The organism is Agrobacterium vacciniicorymbosi (assembly GCF_040427045.1).
In the GTDB taxonomy this organism is placed as follows: Bacteria; Pseudomonadota; Alphaproteobacteria; order Rhizobiales; family Rhizobiaceae; genus Agrobacterium.
Genome location: NZ_JBETMF010000005.1, coordinates 18,645 through 43,047, shown reverse-complemented (window position 1 = coordinate 43,047; position 24,403 = coordinate 18,645). Strand labels below are relative to the sequence as shown.

The 24,403-nt window shown below is 57.2% G+C and carries 21 protein-coding genes and 1 pseudogene; 12 read left to right on the top strand and 10 right to left on the bottom strand.

Going from position 1 to position 24,403, the window contains the following annotated elements; genetic code table 11:
• The 6 genes from phnL (at position 1) to ABUK73_RS09415 (ending at position 5,386) form a co-directional block, all read left to right on the top strand.
• Entirely contained in the window at positions 1-747 is a 747-nt protein-coding gene (phnL, locus tag ABUK73_RS09440) for a phosphonate C-P lyase system protein PhnL (RefSeq protein WP_353577052.1), read from the top strand.
• A complete protein-coding gene (locus ABUK73_RS09435) occupies positions 744-1,358 on the top strand; it encodes a DapH/DapD/GlmU-related protein (RefSeq protein WP_113086564.1) in 615 nt (204 codons plus the stop codon). The genes phnL and ABUK73_RS09435 overlap by 4 nt, the downstream gene beginning before the upstream one ends.
• A gap of 84 nt (positions 1,359-1,442) precedes the next feature.
• Entirely contained in the window at positions 1,443-2,285 is an 843-nt protein-coding gene (phnC, locus tag ABUK73_RS09430) for a phosphonate ABC transporter ATP-binding protein (protein ID WP_353577051.1), read from the top strand.
• A gap of 25 nt (positions 2,286-2,310) precedes the next feature.
• Entirely contained in the window at positions 2,311-3,306 is a 996-nt protein-coding gene (gene phnD / locus ABUK73_RS09425) for a phosphonate ABC transporter substrate-binding protein (protein WP_353577050.1), read from the top strand.
• 65 nt (positions 3,307-3,371) lie between these two features.
• Positions 3,372-4,181 (top strand): phosphonate ABC transporter, permease protein PhnE, encoded by an 810-nt coding sequence (phnE, locus tag ABUK73_RS09420; RefSeq protein ID WP_113086561.1) that lies wholly within the window; start codon positions 3,372-3,374, stop codon positions 4,179-4,181.
• 65 nt (positions 4,182-4,246) lie between these two features.
• Entirely contained in the window at positions 4,247-5,386 is a 1,140-nt protein-coding gene (locus tag ABUK73_RS09415; protein ID WP_353577049.1) for an alpha-D-ribose 1-methylphosphonate 5-triphosphate diphosphatase, read from the top strand.
• Positions 5,387-5,397: 11 nt separating this feature from the next.
• Here the strand turns inward: ABUK73_RS09415 and fhuB are convergent, their stop codons facing one another.
• The 4 genes from fhuB to ABUK73_RS09395 all read right to left on the bottom strand — a co-directional run bounded on the left by fhuB (position 5,398) and on the right by ABUK73_RS09395 (position 11,559).
• On the bottom strand, positions 5,398-7,368 hold the full coding sequence (fhuB, locus tag ABUK73_RS09410; RefSeq protein ID WP_454892349.1) for a Fe(3+)-hydroxamate ABC transporter permease FhuB: 1,971 nt from the start codon (positions 7,366-7,368) through the stop codon (positions 5,398-5,400).
• A gap of 10 nt (positions 7,369-7,378) precedes the next feature.
• The gene (locus ABUK73_RS09405; protein WP_353577048.1) at positions 7,379-8,263 is read right to left on the bottom strand and encodes an ABC transporter substrate-binding protein; all 885 of its coding nucleotides are present in this window, start codon (positions 8,261-8,263) and stop codon (positions 7,379-7,381) included.
• An 80-nt stretch (positions 8,264-8,343) separates the two neighbouring features.
• Positions 8,344-10,527, bottom strand: coding sequence for a TonB-dependent siderophore receptor (locus ABUK73_RS09400; RefSeq protein ID WP_353577047.1), 2,184 nt, complete (start codon positions 10,525-10,527; stop codon positions 8,344-8,346).
• Positions 10,528-10,674: 147 nt separating this feature from the next.
• Complete coding sequence (locus ABUK73_RS09395; RefSeq protein ID WP_353577046.1) at positions 10,675-11,559, bottom strand: AraC family transcriptional regulator; 885 nt, start codon at positions 11,557-11,559, stop codon at positions 10,675-10,677.
• Positions 11,560-11,777: 218 nt separating this feature from the next.
• Here ABUK73_RS09395 and ABUK73_RS09390 point away from each other — a divergent pair.
• Positions 11,778-12,530: pseudogene (locus tag ABUK73_RS09390) on the top strand (ATP-binding cassette domain-containing protein); the annotation flags it as partial.
• 3 nt (positions 12,531-12,533) lie between these two features.
• Here ABUK73_RS09390 and ABUK73_RS09385 read toward each other — a convergent pair.
• Positions 12,534-12,971 (bottom strand): Lrp/AsnC family transcriptional regulator, encoded by a 438-nt coding sequence (locus tag ABUK73_RS09385; RefSeq protein WP_353577044.1) that lies wholly within the window; start codon positions 12,969-12,971, stop codon positions 12,534-12,536.
• Positions 12,972-13,096: 125 nt separating this feature from the next.
• Between ABUK73_RS09385 and rocF the strand changes: the two genes are divergently transcribed.
• Positions 13,097-14,017, top strand: a complete 921-nt coding sequence (gene rocF, locus ABUK73_RS09380; protein ID WP_353577043.1) for an arginase — start codon at positions 13,097-13,099, stop codon at positions 14,015-14,017.
• A 13-nt stretch (positions 14,018-14,030) separates the two neighbouring features.
• Positions 14,031-15,119 carry an ornithine cyclodeaminase gene (locus tag ABUK73_RS09375; RefSeq protein WP_353577042.1) on the top strand — a complete coding sequence of 363 codons (1,089 nt, stop codon included), beginning with the start codon at positions 14,031-14,033 and terminating at the stop codon, positions 15,117-15,119.
• Here ABUK73_RS09375 and ABUK73_RS09370 read toward each other — a convergent pair.
• On the bottom strand, positions 15,114-15,998 hold the full coding sequence (locus ABUK73_RS09370; RefSeq protein ID WP_353577041.1) for a DMT family transporter: 885 nt from the start codon (positions 15,996-15,998) through the stop codon (positions 15,114-15,116). The genes ABUK73_RS09375 and ABUK73_RS09370 overlap by 6 nt on opposite strands.
• 245 nt (positions 15,999-16,243) lie before the next feature.
• On the opposite strand from ABUK73_RS09370, the gene ABUK73_RS09365 reads away from it, so the two are divergent.
• From ABUK73_RS09365 to ABUK73_RS09355, 3 genes are all read left to right on the top strand, one after another.
• Positions 16,244-17,392 carry a mandelate racemase family protein gene (locus tag ABUK73_RS09365; protein ID WP_353577040.1) on the top strand — a complete coding sequence of 383 codons (1,149 nt, stop codon included), beginning with the start codon at positions 16,244-16,246 and terminating at the stop codon, positions 17,390-17,392.
• Positions 17,393-17,399: 7 nt separating this feature from the next.
• A complete protein-coding gene (locus ABUK73_RS09360; protein ID WP_353577039.1) occupies positions 17,400-18,029 on the top strand; it encodes an SGNH/GDSL hydrolase family protein in 630 nt (209 codons plus the stop codon).
• Positions 18,030-18,105: 76 nt separating this feature from the next.
• Positions 18,106-19,704, top strand: coding sequence for an ABC transporter substrate-binding protein (locus tag ABUK73_RS09355; RefSeq protein WP_353577038.1), 1,599 nt, complete (start codon positions 18,106-18,108; stop codon positions 19,702-19,704).
• Positions 19,705-19,781: 77 nt separating this feature from the next.
• Here the strand turns inward: ABUK73_RS09355 and ABUK73_RS09350 are convergent, their stop codons facing one another.
• The 4 genes from ABUK73_RS09350 to ABUK73_RS09335 are packed head-to-tail and all read right to left on the bottom strand — an operon-like array spanning position 19,782 to position 24,354.
• Positions 19,782-20,609: a sugar phosphate isomerase/epimerase family protein gene (locus tag ABUK73_RS09350; protein ID WP_353577037.1), complete on the bottom strand. Its 828-nt coding sequence runs from the start codon at positions 20,607-20,609 to the stop codon at positions 19,782-19,784.
• Positions 20,606-22,036, bottom strand: a complete 1,431-nt coding sequence (locus tag ABUK73_RS09345) for an enolase-like domain-containing protein (RefSeq protein WP_353577036.1) — start codon at positions 22,034-22,036, stop codon at positions 20,606-20,608. Before ABUK73_RS09345 ends, ABUK73_RS09350 begins: the two co-directional genes overlap by 4 nt.
• 1 nt (position 22,037) lies before the next feature.
• Positions 22,038-23,201: a dihydrodipicolinate synthase family protein gene (locus tag ABUK73_RS09340; RefSeq protein ID WP_353577035.1), complete on the bottom strand. Its 1,164-nt coding sequence runs from the start codon at positions 23,199-23,201 to the stop codon at positions 22,038-22,040.
• 10 nt (positions 23,202-23,211) lie between these two features.
• On the bottom strand, positions 23,212-24,354 hold the full coding sequence (locus ABUK73_RS09335; protein ID WP_353577034.1) for a Gfo/Idh/MocA family protein: 1,143 nt from the start codon (positions 24,352-24,354) through the stop codon (positions 23,212-23,214).
• Positions 24,355-24,403: the final 49 nt, after the last annotated feature.

The window sequence follows — 24,403 nt, the reverse complement described above, 5'->3', positions numbered from 1 at the left end:
ATGACACTTCATCATCCCACGTCGGCGCTTGCAGAGACGATCGTTCTTTCGGTCAGCGATGTCGCCAAATCCTTCACCATGCATCTGCGTGACGGCATCCTTTTGCCGGTGGTTCGCAATGTCAGCTTCGATCTCCATCGCGGCGAATGTGTCGTGCTTGGTGGCCCATCTGGCGTCGGCAAGTCATCCATCCTGCGCATGGTCTACGGCAACTACGCCATCGACAAAGGCCATATTCTGGTTCGCGATGGTTCGAGCGACACCATGAATGATCTCGGCAGCGGCGATCCGAGACTGATCCTTGCGCTGCGACACAACAGCATCGGTTACGTCAGCCAGTTTCTGCGCGCCGTCCCGCGCGTTTCGGCGCTGGAGATCGTGGCCGAACCCTTGACAGCGCGCGGTGTCAGCAAGGAAGACGCCATTGCACGCGCAACAGTGTTGTTAACCCGGCTCAATCTGCCGGAAGCGTTGTTTGGCCTGCCGCCTGCGACGTTCTCGGGCGGCGAAAAACAGCGCGTCAACATCGCACGCGGCTTCATCACCGATCATCCCATCCTGCTGCTGGATGAGCCTACGGCCTCGCTGGATGCTGAAAACCGCGATGTCGTGGTTGACATGATCAAGGAAAAGCTCGCCCAGGGCACGGCCATCCTCGGTATTTTTCACGACCTGCCGGTTCGCAATGCCGTTGCCACGCGCATGCTTGACGTATCCGGCTTCTCCGCAAGAAAGGCCGCCGCATGACCAAGCTTTCCATTGAACCGCTGATTGATCCAACCGCGCAGGTCAAGGATTGCGTTTTTGGGCGCTATACGGAAGTGGCTGCGGGTTGCCATATCTCGGAAACCGAAATGGGTGACTATTCCTATATCGAGCGCGGCGGCCAGGTCTGGTGCGCGACGATCGGGAAGTTCGTCAACATCGCGGCCAGCGTCCGCATCAATGCCACCAACCACCCCATGGACCGTGCCAGCCTTCATCATTTCACCTATCGCGCTGGTGACTATTGGGAAGGTGCAGGAGATGAGGCGGATTTCTTCGCTGCCCGCCGCGCCAAGCGGGTGGTGATCGGTCACGATGTCTGGATCGGTCATGGGGCAACGCTTCTTCCCGGCGTTACTGTCGGCAACGGAGCCGTTATCGGGGCAGGGGCCGTCGTGTCCCGCGATGTCGCGCCTTACACCATTGTTGGCGGCGTGCCCGCCCGCGTAATCCGCGAACGGTTTACGGCTGAAATTGGCGCGCGAATGGACCAACTCGCCTGGTGGGATTGGCCGCACGACAAGCTTTTCGAAGCGCTTGCCGACTTCCGCGCTTTGGGCGCGGAAGAATTCCTCAGCCGCTATGGCGGTTGACATAAAAACTTCACCGAACCGTCACCAAGCGATCATCGAACATCACCCAATGTCTTTCTAATTGACCGACATCAGGAGCGAAAAATGACTGCGATCACCGTATCCAATCTTTCGAAAAAATACGGAAATACGCGTGCTCTCGATTGCGTGAATCTGACGCTCGAGCGGGGCGAGATGGTGGCTTTGATCGGGGCGTCCGGTTCCGGCAAAAGCACGCTCATTCGCCACATCGCTGGCCTTGAAACAGGTGACGGTCAAAATGGGCGCATCGAGATTCTGGACACGGTTTCGCAGAAGGCCGGTCGCCTGACCGGATATGTGAAGCGTGGCGCGGTGTCGGTGCTGTTCCAGCAGTTCAATCTCGTCGGTCGCCTCTCCGTGTTGACGAATGTGCTGATCGGTCTTCTTGGCCGGGTGCCGCGCTGGCGCGGAACGCTGGGGCTGTTCAACGCGGAAGAAAAAGCCGCAGCCCGCGCAGCCCTTGCCCGCGTCGGCATTCCACAGGTTGCCGTGCAGCGCTCTTCCACACTGTCTGGCGGGCAGCAGCAGCGCGCGGCAATCGCTCGCACGCTTGTGCAGGGTGCGGAAATTCTGATTGCCGACGAGCCGATTTCGGCGCTCGACCCATCATCGGCGCGCCGGGTGATGGATGTGCTCGCCGATATCAATACGCAGGACAGGATTACGGTCCTCGTCTCTCTGCATCAGGTCGAATATGCCCGTCGATATTGCAAGCGCACCATTGCCATGCGCAACGGCGCAATCGTGTTCGATGGCCCTTCGACCTCGCTGTCCAACGCATTTCTGGCCGAACTTTACGGTTCGGCATCGGAAGAACTGGTCCTGCCGGATGCCCCGGCGGAGCAATCGGCTCCCGTGACTGCCACGGAGCTGCCCAACCGTCAGCCGGCTTTTACCACCGCCTGACTTCCCCTGTTATCGGAGACCTCTCATGAACGCGATACTGAAAAGCATGGCGGCGATGTCTATCGCCTTTACAATGACGTCCGCAGCGCTTGCTCAGGACACGATCAATTTCGGCATCATCTCGACCGAGTCTCAGCAGAACCTCAAGAGCAGCTGGGATCCGCTTCTGGCCGACATGAAGAAAAAGACCGGTTTAGACGTCAAGGCCTTCTTCGCTTCCGATTACGCCGGCATTATCGAAGGCATGCGCTTCAACAAGGTGCAGATCGCCTGGTACGGCAACAAGTCTGCCATGGAAGCCGTTGACCGCGCCAATGGCGAAGTCTTCGTGCAGAGCGTTGCTGTCGGCGGTGAGCCTGGCTACTGGTCCGTTGTGATCGTTCCCAAGGATTCCCCGATCCAGACCATCGACGACGTTTTGAAGTGCGACAAGTCGCTCAACTTTGGTCTCGGCGATCCAAACTCTACTTCCGGTTACCTCGTGCCGATGACCTTCGTATTCGGCCCACGCGGTATCGACCCGAAGTCCTGCTTCAAGAACGTAACCAACGCCAACCATGAAACCAATGCCATGGCCGTTGCCAACAAGCAGGTCGATGCTGCTGCCAACAACACCGAGAACATGGCGCTGATCAAGCAGAACAAGCCGGACGCTTTCGCCAACATCCGCGAAGTCTGGCGCTCGCCGCTGATCCCGTCTGACCCAATCGTATGGCGCAAGGACCTGTCGGACGACACCAAGACAAAGATCCGCGAATTCTTCCTGACATACGGCACCGACAAGTCCACCGGAAATGTTGCCGAAGAAAAGAAGATACTGGCCGGTCTGAAGTGGGCACCGTTCCGCGCTTCCACGGACAAGCAGCTTCTGCCGATCCGCGTCATGGAGCTGTCGAAGTCGATTGCCCAGGCGAACGCCGATGCATCGCTTTCCGCTGAAGCCAAGGCTGCAAAGGTCAAGGATCTGACGGAACAGAAGAGCAAGTTCGAAGCCGAACTCGCAACGGCTTCCAAGACCTGATCTCTCCAAAATCTACTGGGCGGGTCCAAAGGCCCGCCCAGCCCTCTGGCACCGGATTGACGACAATGAGTGAAACATCCCTGCAAAACAAAGCGATGCCCATGGCGGTAGCGAAACAGCCGGGCGGCCTGCGCAATGGACTGCTCACGCTGGGGCTGGTTGCCGCGCTGGTCATCAGCTGGGGTCCTGCCGAGATGGGACGCTGGACCTATCTGTTCAGCGACAGCGGCAACATGGCCGCCTATGCCAAGGATTTCCTCAAGCCGGATTTCAGCACCTGGCAATATTACCTCGAAGAAATGATCGTCACGGTTCAGATCGCACTCTGGGGCACTTTCCTTTCCGTGCTTCTGTCGATCCCGTTCGGCATCCTCTCTGCCCACAACATGGCACCTTGGTGGATCAACCAGCCGGTGCGACGTCTGATGGACATGTTCCGTGCCATTCATGAAGTCGTCTTCGCGGTTCTTTTCGTGGTGGCGGTCGGGCTCGGTCCCTTTGCCGGTGTGATGGCCCTTTTCATCCACACAACAGGCATTCTCGCAAAGCTGTTTTCCGAAGCGGTCGAAGCCATTGATCCGCGTCCCGTCGAGGCCATCCGCACGACCGGTGCATCGCGCATTCAACAAGTCATTTTCGGCGTCATTCCACAGGTTTTGCCGCTGTGGATTTCCTTCTCGCTCTACCGGTTGGAATCGAACATTCGTTCAGCAACCGTGCTGGGCCTCATCGGCGCTGGCGGCATTGGTCAGGTTCTCTTTGAATCGATCCGTGGTTTTTATTACCCGCAGGCATCCGCCATCATCATCATCGTGGTTTTGACGGTGACACTGATGGACCTTATTTCGCAGCAACTCCGCCGTATCGTGATCTGAGCCCAGCTGCGACTATTTCGCTCTCCACAGCCGTTTCGTGACGGCACATCAACCGAATGAACATCATGCAAAAAGATATCGTCTTCACCAATTGCGCCATCGTTCTCCCGCAGGAAATCATCAACGGCACCTTGCTCGTCCGCGATGGAAAGATCGCCGATGTCACTCAGGGCAACTCATCCTCGGGCACGGATCTGGATGGTGATTTCGTGATCCCGGGTTGCGTCGAGCTGCACACGGACCACCTAGAAACCCACGTCCAGCCGCGCCCGAAAGTGCGCTGGAATCTGGATGCAGCCCTTCAGGCGCATGACGGACAGATCGCCACGGCTGGCATCACGACTGTGTTCGATGCTCTGCGGGTTGGTATGGATGGTGATACCGAACTTGGTTCGGACGATATGTCGGCCATGGCGCAGACCATTTCGGCGGCAACGGCAGCAAACCGCTTGCGCGCGGAACACTTCATCCATCTTCGCTGCGAGGTATCGATGCCTGATGCTGCGGAGCATTTCGATGAGATCAAGTCCAATGACCGCGTGAAGCTCGCGTCGCTGATGGACCACGCACCCGGCCAGCGCCAATTCGTCAGTCTCGAAGCCTATCGCATCTATTATCAGGGTAAGAAGAAGCTCTCAGACGCGGATTTCGCTGCCTTCAGCGAACGACGCATCGCGCAATCTGAAATGTATTCGGCAAAACACCGGCAGCTTATTGCGCAGCGTTGTCACGCAGCGGGCATATCCATCGCTTCCCATGATGATGCGACCGCCGAGCATGTGGCGGAAGGGATCGCCCTTGGCATTTCGCTGGCTGAATTCCCGACGACGGTCACGGCCGCACAGCTTTCGCGTGAGGCCGGTCTTCAAGTGCTGATGGGTGCGCCGAACGTTGTTCGCGGCGGTTCTCATTCCGGAAATGTCTCGGCGCTCGAGCTTCTGGAAAAGGGTGCTCTGGATATCCTCTCGTCCGACTATGTGCCCTTCAGCCTCGTGCAGGCAGCATTCACGCTTTGGGAGAAAGAGATCATCGACTTGCCCCAAGCAATCCGGTTGATCTCTGCAAACCCAGCGGAAGCGGCCAAGCTGGATGATCGCGGACGGATCGAGATCGGTCGTCGCGCTGATCTTGTCCGAGTTCGGGCCACAAAGGGACTGCCGCCCTTCATCGCGGGTGTCTGGCGTGAGGGAAATCGCGTGGCCTGATGTGCGCGCCCCTACCGTTTTCCGGTATGGGAGATGAGCCACAAAAGATATGGCCCGCCGATCAGAGCCGCAAACACGCCGACTGGCACCTGATAGGGATAGATGACGACGCGCGACAGCCAGTCGGCGCCGATCAACATGGCAGCGCCGATCAACAGCGAGGCCAAAAGCTGCTGGCGCGCGCCGGTCATCCCGATCAGGCGGGCAAGATGCGGGGCGACAAGTCCGGCAAGGCTGAGTGGACCAACGAGAAAAGAGGCGACCGCCGTCATCAGCGCTGCGAGGGTAGCGAGGGTGAGCCGTGAGGATGTGAGGCCAAGGCCAACGCCCTTCGAGACGACGGAGCCCAGTGGCAGTATCGTCAACCAGCGGCTCATGAACAGCAGTGGTGCCGCGAATAGGACGAGTGCACTTAGTGATGTCCATGCCTCGAATGCACCAGCACGATTTGTCGATCCTGCCATCCACATCAGCAGAATAAAGGCGTTCATATCGCCTTGCGCCAGCACAATGGTGACGATGGCCATGGATATCGCACTCATGGCAATGCCGGATAAAAGCAGGCGCTCTGCGGACAGTTCGCGGCTTGCGGTGATGGCGATCATGATGGAGAACACCGCAAGCGCCCCCAGTGCCATACCCATCAGCATCACAGTTGGCGATGCGGAGCCGAAAAGATAGAGCGTGGCTGCCAGTCCAGCGCCACCGCCTGCCGAAACGCCCAGCACTTCGGGGCTCGCGATGGGATTTCCCGTCACGCGCTGCATGATGAAGCCTGCGGCTCCCAAAAGTGAACCCGCACCCCCAGCAGCCAGAATGCGCGGCAGCCGGAAGGGCATGAGCTCGGATAGGCTCTGTCCAAATGCAAAGCGCAAGCCTGTAGGGGAGGGGCCGACCACAAGTGCCGCCAGCATGAGCAGAGCGATCAACACCGCCAGACAAACGATGTATAAATTAGGCCGTGCCAAGCGCAGCTCTGTGGAAGATGCGGAGGCGGTGACGGGCGAGATGGCGTGCAGCCGTGGCAAGAGAAAAAGCAGGACAGGCCCGCCCATGAGAGCGGTTGCGGCACCCGCTGGTGCCAGATCGGAAAAGCCGGGGCCCAGCAACTGGCTAATCGCATCCGTGAGAAACAGCAGGGCGGCGCCCGTAAACGGTGCTGCTATCAACACTTGCCCCGTCGTTCGCGCACCGCAAAGCCTTGCGATTGCGGGCGCGGAAAGTCCAAGAAAGCCAATGACACCCACGGTGGCAGTGACGGAAGCTGCCAGCCAGACGGCAAGCAACAGAATGGCGAGTCGCAGCCAGTCAAGCGAGAGGCCAAGGCTTTTGGCGCTTGTATCATCCAATGCCAGCACGTTGAGAGGACGAATAAGGATGGCGGCAGCGATGGCGCCGATGAAGAGCCGGGGTGCCAAAGACAGCACGCCCTGCCAATCCTGCTGGCTCAGGGAACCCGCACCCCAAATGCTGACAGAAAGCGCATATTCGCCACGCGCAAGAATGAAGGTTATGGTGAGCGAGGCGGTAATCATACTGACGATGAGACCCGAAACCGCAACCGTTACCGGATCGAATGATCGCCGCCACGACAGCGCCAATACCAGGCCGACGGCGACAAGTCCGCCAGAGAAAGCCACCAGTTCACGCGAAAATCCGGCCAGAAGCGGCGAGAAGCTGAGGCCTGCTACCAGCGCAAGCTCTGCTCCGGCGGCAATGCCAAGCGTGGACGCATCCGCGATGGGGTTGCGCAGCACCCGTTGCAACAGCGCACCGGCCAAACCAAGCGCGGCACCTGCTACAAGTGCAATGACGGTTCGCGGAAGCAGGCTGTTCCAGAGCAGAATTTGACCGAGCACATTTGCTGTGACCGGATCCCCCGGCACCGTTGGCCTTGTGGCGATGAGAAGCGCTAGCATCGCAGCACACGCGGCAAAAATCGCCACCATAGAAATCATGGCGCGACGGGAGCCAGAAGCCATCGAGGCTGCACTAGCCGTTCCGGGCATCGGTCAGACCTTTCGCAAGCTCTTCGGCGAAACGACGCGCGGCAGGCAACGCTCCGTAGGGATTGATGGAGCCCAACGTGATGACACGCTTTTCCCGAACGACGGGCAGGGCGCTCCAGAAGGCGCTGCGCTCCAGAGTCGTGATCGCATCAAGCGGGTGCGGTGGGATGAGAATGATCCAGGCATCCGGCATGGAGGCAAGCGTTTCGATGCCCATGGGCGCAGCTGCCGAATAGGCCGTCTGCCCGGTCCATGCATTCTCCAATCCCAGCCGCTTTAGCGTAGAGCCGAACATGCTGTCTGAGCCGAATACACGGTAATGCCTGGAATCGCCGAGATTGATGGGCAACACGGCACGTCGATCACGTGTCGCCAATGTTGCTCGCAGATCGACCAGCCGCTGGGCGGTACCCGCAACATAGGTTTCGGCTTTGGATGTGATGTCGAGATGCTTCCCCAAAGCCATCGTCGCCCGCTGAGCCATGACATAAGGGTCTTCGCCAGAGAGATAGATGCCAAGATTGTGTGTGGGCGCGATGCCGGACAGCAGAGGATCAGCCCAGGCGTAGAAATTGGAGTTGAAGATGATGTCAGGTTTGGCGAAGGACAGTGTTTCCAGATTGGGCAATCCCCGCAGCCCCAGATCGGCAACCGTTTCCGGCACCGCCGGCTCGACCGCCACTTCGCGAAATTGCCGAAGCTCCGGCCCTGCAACGACATTGGAGCCCAAGGCGAGAAGTGTTTCAAGCAAGGCCCAATCGAGCGTCGCTGTTCGTGGCAGCGTTTCCCCATTCGCAGAGCGCGTGATTGCTAACGATGTGGCGCCTGCGAGAAAGGCTCGACGGGAGAACAGAAAACGGGAATTCACATCTGCCTCCAACGATAATAAGGAAGGCCCTCTCGGACCTTCCCTCTAAATGCATTGTTGCGCCACTTTCGCAGAAGCATTTACCAGGTTCTGCTGAGTTTAAGACTGACGGTCCGCGCTTCACCATAACCGCAGAAGGACATGGTGTTGCAACCGGCAACATATTCCTTGTCAAAGAGGTTGGTCACATTGAGCGAAGCCTTCCAGTCATTCTTTTCGTAGCGAATTCCGGCATCAAAAACAGTTGCGTCTGGAACACGCAATGTATTGGCGTCGTCAGCCCAAGACTTGCCGCGATATCGCACGCCCGCACCAAGGCCGAGGCCTGTCAAAGGGCCTTCCGTAACGGTGTAGTCCAGCCATAGCGACGCTTGCGAATTAGGGACTAGCAAAGGAGTAAGCCCCTCCATGCTGGGATCGCCGGGATTTTTGGTGAACTCAAGATCGGTATAGGAGGCCGACGCAATTGTTTTCCAATTTTCCGTCAGGTTGAATTTCCCTTCGACCTCAACTCCACGGGAACGAACCTCACCAAACTGCCTGCTGTTAGACGTCCCCGCTATGTTGACGGTATAGTTCTTCTTGTCGATCTGGAATACGGAAGTTGTCAGGCTCCCATCAAGCCAGCTTGGCTCATATTTGACGCCAGCTTCGTACTGCTCACCCTCTTCCGGTTTTAGTGCTCCGTCTGACGATGTTCCCACGAGTGGGCTGAAGAATGTCGAAACACTGGCATAGGGGGTAATACCGTTGTCGAATTCATAGGCCAGACCCGCGCGACCGCTCCACGCGGCATCGTTTCTTGAGAAGTCGCCGGTTCCGAGACGGTCATCGACTTTACTGTCGAGATAGTCGTAGCGGCCATTCAGTGTCGCTATCCATCCTTCGCCGAATTTGATCTGGTCTTGCGCGTAAACGCCAACTTGGCGGATTGTGTAAACCTGATGCGTGAAAGGTGTAAGCGGCGGTAAAGGCAGGTTGTATGGCAGGTCATCTGGATTAATTGGAGTTGGATATGCACCCCACGGTGTGGCCAGCTGATCATTGTCGAGTCGATACGAGCGATAATCCAAACCAGCCATCAGCTTGTGGCTGGCGCCTCCGAGTTCGAATTCATTTTCAAGACGGTTATCAATATTGACGGAATATGCCTTCGACCGGACATCATCGGCATACATCATAACTTCGTCATCTGCTTGGTTGGCGAAGTCGAAGGGGTATAGCTGGCGTTCTCGCTTGTTGAGATATCCAAGCCGCATATTCTGCGTGAATTTCCACCCGTTTTCGAATTCGTTCTGGAATTCGTAGCCCGTCAGTGCCTGCGTCGCCAAGCCGATGTCGAAGTCTTTGCGTCCGAAATATGCGTCTCGGTCGATTTTGCCAAAGAATGGGTTGGCGACAACGGTGCCGGAATAGGGGAGAAGTCCGTTTGAGGTATGCGTCTGGTCCAGATGACTGATATAGGCCCAGATGTTCAGGCTGGTGGTGTCATCTGGCTGGAAGGTGATCTGGGGCATAAACGTGCCGCGAATATCTTCCTGCTTATCGGAATAACCTTTGCCGCCGGAAAGTTTGCCGGTTAAACGATAGTTTACGGACTCTGTTCCTGGCACTTTATCTGAGAAATCAAAGCCGAAGAAACCGTTTGCGTTACTATCGATCCCGATCTCAGTATAGGCGTATGGTTCGTCCGAGGGACGCTTGCGCACCATGTTGATCACGCCGCCAGCGTTGGCGCCGCCGAGCAGAACGGATGCCGGGCCTTTGAGAACCTCGACACGCTCCAGCATAGATGGATCGATCTGAAAGTTTCCGAAGGCATGGCTCGTTAGTGCCATATTGTCGAGAAAGAGCCCGGTTTGGCTGGCATTGAAGCCACGGACGTAAATCCAGTCAGTATCTGGATCTGAGCCAAAAGGCTGAGCAAATACGCCCGGCGTGTAGAGCAGGGCTTGGTCCACCTTATCGAGGACGCCCCGGTCGTTCATTTCTTGTGTGCCCACGACCGAAACAGACTGAGGAATTTCCTTCAGCGGCGTGTCGGTTTTCGATCCCGTCGTCGTTTCCTTGGCAACGTAGCCCTTCACCGGCCCGGTGCCGCCCTGTTCTTTGTTGCCCTGGACAATGATGGGGGCGAGGGTTGTCGTGTTGCCGGTGTCGCTTGCGCTTTGCGCCCAGGCTTGTCCTCCGGTGTTGAGAACAATCGTTGCTACGCCTGCCAACAGGCCCGCTTTCATTGCGGAAGATTTGATCAATGTCTTCACTCTGCGCCCCACTCATGCCGCTCTCTCAGGCGGCCTCTCGATAAGGTGAGTGGTTAACTCAGATTTAACTTATCTGCTTGTCCCTATGCACGGGAATTGAACGAATTTGGGCAAATTTCACGCTCAAGCGCATTTGCTCACTGGTTTTTATTCACATTGTGACTTTTTCCACTGGGAAGGCGTCAGCCCGGTATGCTTGCGAAACGTACGGCTGAAATGGGCGTGATCTGCAAAACCCGTTTCTGCGGCGACAGTCGTCAACATATGGCGACCGGACTTGAGCAGGTCTTTCGCGCGTTCCAACCGCGCACTCATCTGCCAATCATGCGGTGCGACGCCAGTGGCCGCCTTGAAGGAGTGGCTGAAATGCGATTGCGACAGGCCGGTGATTGCGGCCAGTTCTTCCAGCCTGATATTGCGCAGGCAATGTTCTTCGATGAAGTCTTTTGCGCGCCTCAGTTGCCAAGGGGCCAGCGCACCGCGTTTGCGGGGCTGCGCCTTGGCAAGCTTGAAGACATCGATCAATAGTGAGAGCGCCAGGCCATCGCCGTAGAGGTCGTGCAGCGGATCGGAACTGGCGATTTCGGCGGCAATCAACTGCGCCAATGTGACGATCCGGCTGTCTGCGAAGAGAAGTTTTGGTTCTCTCAGAAGCGAGGGATCGAGATCATCACCCAGACGGCGGCTGATGGCATCGACATCGAAGTGGATATCGAGGTGGCGAATGGATTGGACATCCTTGATATCCACCCAAAGGTCCATGTCCGCCGGGACGTAAGAGATCGGGCTCAGATGGGAATCCTGCGGCATTCCCGGTTCTCGCGCCGAGCGCTTGACGGCGGGGCGGCCACGGCCGCGCTGGTCGAGGAGAATGAAGAGACGTGGATCGCGGGCGATATAATGCCCGCCTGCATAGCTGGCGCATTCCACATCCCACAGATCGGCAGTGATGCCATTCCAGTATCGGCGGCGCAGCCCTCCCACAACAGAGAAGCCTTCAATCTGGTTCTGCATTCTCGGCTGAAAGGTCATTTACGGACTCGAGGGATATAAAGCGCTAAAAGTTGCGGCTCTTTATCAAGTTTTCCGGTTGTATTCAACAGGCGACCCGCAAGCGATATTGACGGCCTGCTCCAACTTGGCCAAAGATCGAGCTCCTCAATCTTCGAAATCTACCCAGCGGAATTCCAATGCCTTTGAATGCCCAGCAAGAGTCCACGCCTATCGATGCGCCACTTCTGTCTCTGTCGGACGTGTCTTTTGCGGTCGAAGGCCGAACGTTGCTTCATCCACTGACGTTGAAACTTGGTTCTGGCCGATCCATCGCACTCATTGGTCATAACGGGTCTGGCAAATCGACACTCCTCAAGTTGATCGGACGCCAACAGATGCCGACGGGTGGCTCGATTGAATTCGAGGGCAAAGCTTTGAGCGATTGGGGCAACCGGGCCTTCGCGCGCCGGCTTGCCTACATGCCGCAGCGCACGCCATCTGCACCCGGCATGCTGGTCAAGGAACTCGTCGCGCTTGGTCGTTACCCCTGGCACGGCGCGCTCGGACGTTTCGGGCAGGAAGACCGCGACAAGGTGGATGAGGCTATTGAACTGACCGGCATTAGCCAGTTTTCAGATCGCATGGTGGACAGTTTATCGGGCGGTGAGCGCCAGCGCGTCTGGCTCGCCATGCTGGTTGCGCAGGACGCGACCTGCCTTCTGCTGGATGAGCCGATCTCCGCTCTTGATATCGGCCATCAACTGGATGTTCTGGAACTGACCGCCGACCTGTGCCGCAAGAAGGGCATCAGTATCATCATGGTGCTGCATGATATCAACATGGCCGCGCGCTATTGCGACGAAATTGTTGCACTTCACTCCGGACGCTTGATCGCGCATGGAAAGCCGAAGGAGATCATGAACACCGACGAGTTGTTGCGGATTTACGATGTGCCGATGGACATCATCCGCCAGCCCTCGAGCGGCAGGTTGGTTGCAATGGCGCGGTAATCTTTACAGTCTGGCTTTCGTGGAGCGCGCAGTCGAAAGCAGCAGGCTGGTTTCGCTGCCTGTAATGCCGGGAACCAGACGAATGCGGCGCAGAACCGAGTCGAAATCCCCCAGAGTTGAAGCGCTGAGTTCCACAATTAAATCCCACCGGCCATTGGTAGAGTGGATTTCCGAAATCTCCGGAAACCCGCCAAGTGCGCGAATGACACGATCTGTAACGTGCCCTTCGATCTCGATCATCATGATGCCGCGTACCGCCTCTTCCACAGCATCGGCGCGCAATATGACCGTGTAACCGATGATCGCGCCGCTCTGCTCCAGCCGCTCGATGCGGGCGCGCACGGTTGCGCGCGATGTCTCTGTTTCCAGCCCAAGGTCGGATATGCTGCGTCGGCCATTGTGACGCAAAAGCGTGACAAGTTTTTTATCCAGATCGTCCATTGGCGCCATTATGATAAATCGAATTATCAAAATGATAAGTTATGCGGACTCTTTTGCCAATATTCATTGTTCAATCTGCCACGTTGCCGTGGTGAAATTCCCTGAACGGTATAGGGGGAAATGTCATGGAATGCAGGCTTATCGGGGTACCGCTGCAAATCGGTGCAGGCCAACTGGGTTGCGAAATGGGGCCAAGCGCGCTTCGCATTGCCGGGTTGAAAACGGCTCTGGATGAGCTGGGTCATTCTGTCGTGGATGTCGGTAATGTCGCGCCCGCTGTGTTTCGCGAGTTCAACCATCCCAACAGCGCCGTTCATCATCTCTCGGAAACGGTGGCCTGGACAGAAGCGTTGGTGGAGGTTGCCTACCGCGAAAGCGAAAATGCGATGCCGATATTTTTGGGCGGCGACCATGCCATCTCGGCGGGCAGCGTAACAGGTGTTGCGCGGCGTGCCGCAGAGCGGGGGCGGCCGCTTTTCGTTTTATGGCTGGATGCGCATACGGATTATCACACATTGCAGACCACCCGCAGCGGCAATCTGCATGGCACGCCGGTCGCTTATTATAGCGGTCGCGAAGGGTTCGAAGGTTACTTTCCGCCGGTAACCAACCCCGTCGATCCAGACAATATCTGCATGATCGGCATCCGCAGCGTCGATCCGGCGGAAAGCGCAGCGCTTGGCGAAACCGGCGTTACCATTCATGACATGCGTATGATTGATGAGCACGGCATGGGTGTGCTGTTGCGTGCGTTTCTGGAGCGTGTCGCAGCTGCGAACGGCCTGCTGCATGTCAGCCTCGACGTGGATTTCCTCGATCCTTCAATCGCTCCTGCTGTCGGAACCACCGTGCCTGGTGGCGCAACGTTCCGCGAAGCGCATCTGGTTATGGAAATGCTGTGTGACAGCGGTTTGGTCTCCAGTCTCGACCTGGTGGAGCTCAATCCCTTCCTTGATGAGCGTGGGCGTACAGCACGCTTGATGGTGGACCTGACCGCAAGCCTGATGGGCAAGCGCGTGATGGACCGCCCGACGAGAGCGGGTTGAGAGGAGCAGGATCATGACAGCAACACCCAATCTCAACATCGTCCCATTCATCAGCGTCGATAACATGATGAAGCTGGTTCTGACGGTCGGCATCGACACGTTTTTACGTGAACTCGCCGATACGATCGAAGAGGATTTTCGCCGCTGGGAGACGTTCGATAAGACGCCACGGATCGCATCTCACTCGGAAGAGGGCGTTATAGAATTGATGCCAACCAGTGACGGGAAGCTCTACGGCTTCAAATATGTCAACGGGCATCCGAAAAATACCAGACAGGGTCGACAGACGGTAACCGCTTTCGGTGTTCTCTCGGATGTTGGTAATGGTTACCCGATGCTGCTGACGGAGATGACGATCCTGACAGCGCTACGGACGGCGGCGACATCTGCAGTCGCGGCGAAATATCTCGCCCGCAAGGATGCGCGCTCAATGGCCATTATCGGCAATGGCGCGCAGAGCGAATTTCAGGCCCGCGCTTTCAAGGCTATTCTGGGCGTCGATCAGCTCCGGCTTTATGACATCGATCCTGCCGCCAGCCTCAAATGTCAGCGAAATCTGGAGGGGCAGGGCTTTTCGATGACGATATGCAAGAGCGCGGAAGAGGCGGTCGAAGGTGCCGATATCATCACGACCGTGACGGCGGATAAACAATACGCCACTATCCTGACAGACAACATGGTCGGCCCCGGGGTTCATATCAACGCGGTGGGCGGAGATTGCCCGGGGAAAACCGAATTGCACAAGGATATTCTGCTCCGCTCCGATATTTTCGTGGAGTACCCGCCACAGACCCGAATTGAAGGCGAAATTCAGCAATTGGCGCCGGACCATCCCGTGACCGAGCTCTGGCAGGTGATTACCGGCGAAACGGTTGGGCGAAAGACAGATCGGCAGATCACGCTGTTCGATAGCGTCGGCTTTGCCACTGAAGACTTTTCTGCGCTTCGCTATGTCAGATCGAAGCTTGCCGAGACGGGTCTTTACGAAGAACTGGATTTGCTGGCAGACCCCGACGAGCCGCGTGATCTCTATGGCATGCTCTTGCGCTGCGAAGCATCGACGAAAGCCGCGTCGCCAATCCAGCCTGAAGCAGTATTATAACTGCTCCAGTCGCTTTTTGCGGGCGGCCATTTGCTCCCGCCATATGGTGAAAAGGCCGGCGGCAACCACGATTACCGCGCCGACCACCATGTGCGTGCTCAACACTTCTCCGTAGAAGCTGACGCCGAGAATGGAAACCAGCACCAGTTGATAATAGGAAAAAGGCTGGACGGACGCGGCATCAGCAAGCTCGAAAGCGCGGATCAGCAGATAGTGGCCGCTCATGCCGGTTATGCAGAGCGCCAGCATCCAGCCCCAGTCATACGGCACCATATTCACCCAGTAAAACGGGCCGACCAGCGTCAAGGCAATAGCGCCGGGAACACCGGTGTAGAAGAAGCTTGTCATCGCCTTGTCGGTGCGGCTGGCGAGCCGCGTCAGCACGCCGTAGAGGCCAAGCAGGAAGGCTGCGGCAAATGTCACGATCAATATTGGGTCAAAGCCGTTTTCATCGGGTTTGAGAATGACGAGGACGCCGAGAAAGCCGACGAGAATGGCCGACCAGCGCTTCCAGCCCACCTGCTCGTTCAAAATAGGGACGGACAAAGCGGCGACGATCAATGGCGTGGAGGCGAGAATGGAGTGGGTGTGAGCCAGACCCACAGCCGCGAAGGATATGATCGAAAGAACGATCTGGACGCCGAGAATGACGCCGCGACTTGCCTGTAGCCAGAACCGGTTCGTGGCGACAGCCTGCTGGATGCCGCCTTTCGATCTCAAAGCAAGAATGGTCACGAAAACGGCGAAGGCCCAATAGCGCAGCATTGTCACGAAGATGGGCGGATAGGCGGAACCAAGATGTTTCGAGATGCCATCCTGCGCAGCAAAAATAGTGAAAGCCGCTAACGCGTAAAGATAACCTACGGACTGAGGAGGCATTGGGAACTCTGATTGGGCAGACGATGAGCGGAGAGGTCTGAACCTCTTAGACGATTACCGTTAGATGCAAAACCAGGAAAGTGAAGGATTTCGCTTTACGGACATCAATGGCACCAAGCCCAGCTGTCCAAAACCACAATACCTCAAAAACAACATGTCATACATGTTTGACAATTATTCGAATATCTGTCTAATAAGAAGCACAATAAATTGCCGTTGGCCGCCGGGCTGCATTGGGAGGACAGATGATTATTACCGACGTCGAAGTGCGGGTGTTCAAGACGACCACGCGTCGCCATTCCGATAGCGCCGGCCATGCTCATCCCGGTCCTGCGCATCAGGTGGAGCAGGCGATGCTGACGATTCGCACCGAAGACGGCAAAGAAGGCCACTCCTTTACGGCGCCGGAGATCGTGCGACCGCATGTCATCGAGAAATTCGTGAAAAAGGTGCTGATCGGCGAGGATCACCGCGACCGTGAGCGCTTGTGGCAGGATCTTGCCCACTGGCAGCGCGGCTCTGCGGCCCAGTTGACCGACCGCACCTTGGCCGTCGTAGATTGTGCGCTTTGGGATCTGGCAGGTCGCTCGCTTAATCAACCTGTATACAAGTTGATCGGTGGTTATCGCGACAAGGTGCTCGCTTATGGCTCGATCATGTGCGGTGATGAGCTTGAGGGCGGTCTTGCGACGCCGGAAGACTATGGTCGTTTCGCTGAGACGCTGGTCAAGCGCGGCTATAAGGGCATCAAGCTGCACACCTGGATGCCACCTGTCAGTTGGGCTCCTGACGTCAAGATGGATTTGAAGGCCTGCGCCGCCGTTCGCGAAGCGGTCGGTCCGGATATCAGCCTCATGATTGATGCCTTCCACTGGTATTCGCGCACGGACGCACTGGCGCTGGGTCGTGGTCTAGAGAAGCTGGATTTTGACTGGATCGAAGAGCCTATGGATGAACAATCCATGTCATCCTACAAATGGCTTGCCGATAATCTCGACATTCCCGTTGTTGGTCCGGAAAGCGCTGCTGGTAAGCACTGGCACCGCGCTGAGTGGTTGAAGGCGGGTGCCTGCGATATTCTAAGAACCGGCGTCAACGACGTCGGCGGCATCACGCCCGCGCTGAAGACGATGCATTTAGCCGAAGCCTTTGGCGTGGAATGCGAGGTCCACGGCAATACGGCGATGAACCTGCATGTGGTGGCCGCAACGAAGAACTGCCGCTGGTATGAGCGCGGATTGCTGCACCCCTTCCTCGAATATGATGATGGCTTCGATTACCTGAAGTCGCTGTCCGACCCGATGGATAAGGACGGCTTTGTGCATGTGCCGGATCGTCCCGGTCTTGGTGAGGACATAGATTTCAATTTCATCGAGAACAACCGCATAAGGTAATGTTGCGATGAAAACCATACTTGCATTTGGCGATAGCCTGACATGGGGCGCAGACCCGGAAACCGGATTGCGCCACCCGCCGCAATATCGCTGGCCGGAAGTGCTGGAGGCCGAGCTTGCAGGTGAGGCAAAGGTTCTGGCGGAAGGCCTGGGCGGGCGCACCACTTGCTATGACGACCATGCTGGCCCGGCCTGCCGTAACGGTGCAAAAGCGTTGGAAGTTGCGCTGGCCAGCCACATGCCGCTCGATCTCGTCATCATCATGCTGGGAACAAATGATCTGAAACCCGTTCACGGCGGACAGGCTGAAACGGCGGTATCAGGCATTCGACGCTTGGCCCAGATCGTGGAGACTTTTCCCTACAAGCCGCGCTCTGCGCTGCCGAAAGTGCTTATCGTCGCACCGCCGCCGTGTGTTGCCGGGCCAGCCGGTGCGCCTGCGGCAGGACGTAGAATTGCCGAATCTGAACGTCTGGCGCCGCTTTACGAGAAGCTTGCCGGTGAAACCAACTGCGCATTTTTCGATGCAGGTACGGTTGCGCGCGCGTCATCGGTCGATGGCGTTCACCTCGACGCCGAGACAACTGCAAAAATAGGGCGGGCGCTTGTTGCACCCGTTCGCGCCATTTTGTGCTGATCAGCATCGCTGCAGAGGAGTGTGGCCTGATCGTAATTTGAACGCCGTCATGAAACACGGCTCATTGGGAGGAAACATGAGACAGTTTTTTACAACAGTAGCGCTCGGTGCCTTGTTGATCGGTGCCATGCCGCTGAGTTCTCTGGCGGAAACGCCGAAGGATCAGCTGGTCGTTGCAACGACCATGAGCAACATTCTGACGCTCGACCCTGCCGCCATCACGGGTCGCGAGACCGTTCAGGTTTTGAATAACGTTTATGACACACTGGTCATTCTCTCCGAGAAAGACCGAAGCGTTCAGCCCCGCCTTGCCGAGCGCTGGGAAATCTCCGAAGATCGCAACTCAATCACGTTTCACCTGCGCAAGGATGCAAAGTTTGCATCCGGCAATCCGGTCACGGCCAATGATGTCGCCTGGAGCCTGAAGCGTGTTCTGACACGCAATCTGGCGCAGTCTTCCTTCCTCAAAACCCGCGGTTACAAGGTCGAGGATGCGGACAAGCTGTTCGTTGCCAAGGATGAGTACACATTTGTCCTGAACATGCCAAAGCCGGATGACCCGAACCTGTTGCTGATGATCCTTGGCCAGAACGGACCGGGTTCGATCATCGACAGCAAAGCCGTGCTGGAACACGAGAAAGACGGAGATCTCGGAGCCGGTTGGCTGACATTGAATTCCGCAGGTTCTGGTCCTTTCAAACTGGGGCAATGGAAATCCAACGAGTTCATCATCCTCACCCGCAATGATGATTACTGGGGTGAAAAGCCTGCGATGAAGCGGGTGTTGATGCGGCATCTGCCAGAATCGCAGTCGCAGCGCCTCATGCTGGAAAAAGGTGACATCGATGTTGCCTACTCTCTGCAGGCGCCGGACTTGAAGTCACTTGAGGCCGACAAGGAAATTGCCATCGAATCCACGCCGGGTTCGGGCTTCTATTACCTTGGCGTTTCGATGAAGGACGAGCGTTACGCCAATAAGAAAGTGCGCGAAGCCCTTCGTTATCTGATCGATTATGAAGGTCTGGATAAGGCCGTCATGCCCTATTACGGCAAGCTTCACCAGCGCCCGATCAGCACCGGCGTTCTGGGCGCTCTGCCGGACGAAGGTTTCAAGCTGGATATCGCAAAGGCAAAGGCTCTGCTTGCTGAAGCCGGATATCCAAACGGCTTCAAAACGACGCTGCGCGTGCTCTCGGAAGATCCGTTCATGAAGGCGGCTACTGCGATCCAGAACACGCTGGGCCAGGCTGGTATTCAGGCTGAACTGATCAGCGGTTCCGGCGACCAGATTTACGGCGCGATGCGCGACCGCAAGTTCGAATTGCTCGTCGGTCGTGGCGGCGGTGGTCAGCAGCCGCACCCGGATAACAATCTGCGCGCCATGGTCTATAATCCGAACAATGCCGATGAGGCAAAGCTCACCAATTATCAGGGCTGGCGCACGAGCTTCTACGATGAAAAGCTGAACAAGATGATCGAGCAGGCACTTGTCGAACGCGACCCTGCCAAGCAAGCCAAGGCGTACGAAGACATTCAGGCCTATATGGATGAGCTCGTCATTTCGATCCAGCCCTTCTCGGAAGTAGTGGATACGGCGGCTTACCGCAGCGATGTCAAAGGCATGATCGTCAGCCCCTGGTATTCGCGTTTCGAAGTCGTGACCAAGGAACGGTAATCGCTTCAAAGCGATGAAACAAAACAAAGGGCGCGTGGATTACGCGCCCTTTTTGATGTTGTTCGATGAAGCTCGATTTATGGCTGGCAGACAGTCTGATAACGCTCAACGACGGTCGACAGCACTTCATCGATAGGCCGCGCATTCCAGTTATAGGAGAATATCTCCACCTCCTGCGGGCCGGAAAAACCAGCCTTTTCGATCATGCGGCGGAAGCCCTTGAGGTCAATAACACCGTCACCCATCATGCCACGGTCATTGAGCGGGTCCGTTGTCGGCACCAGCCAGTCGCAGATGTGGTGCGCAAAAATCTGGCCATTGCGCCCGGCGCGGGCAACCTGTTCTTCCAGCTCCGGGTCCCACCAGACATGGTAGACGTCGATTGCGACGCCTGTACCGTCGCCCAGCTTGTCGCAGAGGTCGAGCGATTGCTTCAGTGTGTTGAAGCAGGCGCGATCTGCCGCGTAAAACGGGTGCAGCGGTTCGATAGCAAGCGGAATGCGGGCCTGTCTGGCATAGGGCAGAAGCTCTGCCATGCCGTCCTCCACCATCTGCCGCGCGCCTTTGATGTCTTTTGATCCGGCAGGCAAGCCACCGACCACCAGCACAAGGCAATCGGCATTCAAGGCCTGAGCCTCATCGACGGCGCGCTTGTTGTCCTCGATGGCGTTGCGGCGTCCATCCGCGTCTGGCGCGGGAAAAAATCCGCCACGGCAATGTCCGCTGAGGCGAATGCCATTCTGTGCCACGATGCGCGCCGCTTCGTCCAGACCGACGCCGTGCACCTGGTCTCGCCAGGGGGAAATGGTGGTGATGCCCTTGGCAAGGCAGGCATCCACCAGCGTGCCGAACGATCCGCCCTGCTTGATGGTGGCGAAATTGATCGAAAGACCTTCAAGGCTCATCCGGCATTCTCCTGTTCTTGAAGCGTCTGAAATGTTGCCTGCGCAGCGGCTTGCGCGACGCCAAGACCCTTGGCTGCCAGAACCGTATCCAGCGAAAGCTGGCCGTTCTGGATCGTCAAGCGCGCACGCCCCTGATGATCGCGGTAGAGATCGCCATGGGCGGAAAGCCATGCGGCATTCTCCGGGACCGATGCGCCCTGCATGCCATCGACATAATGGTGCCCGTTGCGCTCGATGTGTCCGAGGTTGAGAAGCGATGCCAGTGCCAGATCCTGCTGCACGGCGATGCCCGCCTGTGTCGTCAAATCTTCGGCCGACATGAAATAGCCACCACCCGTTTCCGCATTCCATTTCTCCACCCGCATCTTGTTAAAAAACGAGCGATAAAAACCCTTGCAGGATTTGGAGGAGACGCCGAGATAGCCCTGTTCGCGCGCTTCGAGAAACGCGTCCTTGGTGCCGTCGGATTCATCGATTTCCAGCGCCACCCGCTTGGCCAGCGTCTTGACAGGTTGAGACAGTGCCACAGTACGAATGATCGGCTGCTCCACGAAAAGTAGCGATTGCCGCAGCCTTTCGAGTGCGGGCTCTTTCTCGATGCGGTCGATCAATTCGATGACAGATGCCTCATCGGCAAATTGTTCGTTGCCATCCAGTGTGGCCTTGTAAGCCGGCAAATGGTCGAGAACAGCGGCAATATCCTTCAATCGTTCCGTATCTTCCTGCGGCCTGCCGGAAACTTTCAGTTTAAAATACTTGATGCCGTAGGTCTCGATCTCTTCGCTCAGGCACTCGGGCAAGCCATCATCGCGACGAGGCCCGCTTATCTGCTGTGGGTTCAGCGGATCGATGTAACCGACGGTGTGGCGTAGATAGAGAGTCTTCTGTGGTTTCAGTTGCTTTAGAAAACCGGCCACCTCAAACCCATTGAGATCGGGTGTAGTCGACAGGTCGATGGCGGGCAGATTGGATGTGATGACATCCACCAGAGGCAGATCATGCAGCCTGCAAAGTGCATCCAGAATGGCGCGGTCCACAAGTGCCAGACCGAACGAGGCGATCAACCCGTTGAGATTTTCCGATGCTGCCTGCGCGTGCTGCTGTGGTTCCAGCGTTGAGTGAAGACCGAAGGCTGAGGAAGCAGGAGTTTCTCTGGCAAGTGCTGCCGCCATGTGGACCGAGCGGCGTAGCTGCTGCTCATTATCCGCATTGCTGAGGGTAGGGTTTTTGTCGAACCATTTTGGCACCATCAACTCGGCGGAATAGCCAGTGGCGATCCGCCCCTGCGCATCCTCGATGTCGATGGAGAGAAAAATCTGCGCGGCTTCGGTTACTGTCGCCGCTCCGAAACGGAACGGCATGCGCATGGTCAGGCGACGCTCGAAAATCGAGGTATCCTTGACCCTTAATGTTGGCGCTCCAGCCATCTCAATGCACACCCCTGACCGAGAGAATAGCCTTCATGCGTCGCGTGGCATCATCCGGGTCAGCAAGCACATTTGCCTTGTCCGCCAGCCGGAAAAGCTCGGCGAGATGGAGGGTGGATCGCGTGCTTTCCTGCCCGCCGATCATGGTGAAATGGTCCTGCAATCCGTTGAGATAGGCCAGGAATACGACGCCGGTTTTGTAGAAGCGCGTAGGGGCTTTGAAGATGTGCCGCGATAGGGCAACGGTCGGTTCGAGGATATCGAAGAACTCGTTATTTGCCCCGCGCTTCAAGCTCGCCAACGCCTTGGACGCTGCCGGAGCAATCGCATCGAAAATGCCGAGCAGGGCATCGGAATGCCCGTGTTCGTCGCCCGCAATCAATTCCGCATAGTTGAAGTCATCGCCCGTATACATACGAACGCCCGCTGGCAGGCGGCGGCGCATGGTGATTTCCTTTTCTTTCGACAACAGCGAAATCTTGATGCCGTCGATCTTGTCGGCGTTTGCCTTGAGCATCTCAAGGCAGGTGTCCATCGCAGCCATGTGGTCGCCAGCGCCCCAATAGCCTTCAAGCGCGGGGTCGAACATTTCACCGAGCCAGTGGATGACGACTTTCTCCTTGGCCTGCGCCAGCACGCGGGCGTAGGTTTCCAGATAATCATCGGGCGATTTTGCACTTGCGGCCAGCGCGCGGCTTGCCATCAAGATCACGCGACCACCTTCGCCCTGCACGAAATCCAGCTGCTCTTGATAGGCATCGACAATCTGGTCGAGGCTGTAACCGGTGCCGGTCAGATGATCCGTGCCAACACCGCAGGCAATCAGCGCATCATTCCGGCTCGCGGCTTCTTTCAAGGCTCTGGAGATCAACTCCTGCGCCTGCGGCCATGCCAGCCCCATGCCGCGTTGGGCCGTGTCCATGGCTTCCGCCACGCCCAGACCCAAATCCCACAGCCTGTGCCGGAAGCGAAGTGTGGCGTCCCAATCGATTGCCGGTGTCAGCCAGGGGTCGTTATCGGCAAACGGGTCGGCCACCACATGGGCAGCGGCAAAGGCGATGCGATTGAAATCTGCGGCACTGCGTTTTTCCAGAGCAATGGGTGTGCCGCTCAGCGTGTAAAGCTCAATCGAGCGATCTTGTGTAGGCAGATTGAGTTGGGTCATGTGAACCTCCTCAGGCGATGGCGGGAACGTCGAGCCAGCGGCGCTCCTTCCAGGATTTCAGACCGAGTTCGGCAAGCTGAACACCCTTGACGCCTTCCATCATCCCATATGGCCATGGGTCATTATCGACCAGATGCCGCACGAACATTTCCCACTGTGCCTTGAAGCCGTTGTCGTAGACGACATTGTCCGGCACTTCCTGCCAGGTCTTGTAGAAATCGATGGTCTGCGGCTGGTCCGGGTTCCAGACGGGCTTCGGCGTGTTGGTGCGGTGCTGCGTGAAGCACTTTGTCAGGCCAGCAACGGCAGAGCCATGGGTGCCATCCACCTGAAAAGTGACGAGGTCATCACGGCGAACGCGGACGGCCCAGGATGAATTGATGTGGGCAATGACACCGCCTTCGAGTTCGAACGTCGCATAGGCGGCATCATCCGCGTCAGCGACATAAGCGTTGCCCTGTTCATCGAAACGCTGCGGAATGTGCGTTGCACCAAGGCAGCTGACGGCTTTGACTTCGCCGAACAGGTTGTCCAGCACATAGCGCCAATGGCACAGCATATCGAGAATGATGCCACCACCGTCTTTTGCGCGGTAGTTCCAGGAGGGGCGCTGGGCCGGTTGCCAGTCGCCTTCGAAAACCCAGTAGCCGAACTCTCCGCGCACGGAGAGAATTTTGCCGAAAAAGCCGCTGTCGCGCAGCATGGCCAGCTTGCGAAGGCCGGGCAGGAAAAGCTTGTCCTGCACCACGCCATGCTTGATGCCAGCACTTTCGGCTAGCTTCGCCACGGCAATTGCCTCTTCCATATTATCGGAAATGGGTTTTTCGCAATACACATTCTTGCCGGCCTTGATCGCCTTGGTCAGAAGGCTGCCGCGCATTTGAGTAGTCCCAGCGTCGAAAAACAGCGTGTCATCTGGATTGGCCAGTGCCGCATCGATATCCGTCGTCCAGCGGGCGACATTGTGCTTTTTGGCAATAGCCTCGATCTTCTCGCCATTTCGACCCACCAGAATAGGGTCAAGCATGACCTTCTCGCCGCTTTTGAGCGTTACGCCGCCCTGATCGCGGATCGCGAGAACGGAGCGAACGAGATGCTGATTATATCCCATGCGGCCAGTGATGCCGTGCATGATGACGCCGATACGTTGCATGAAACCTCCTCCAAGAGCGCCCCACTCCCGTCAGGGCGCAGTCTTCCGG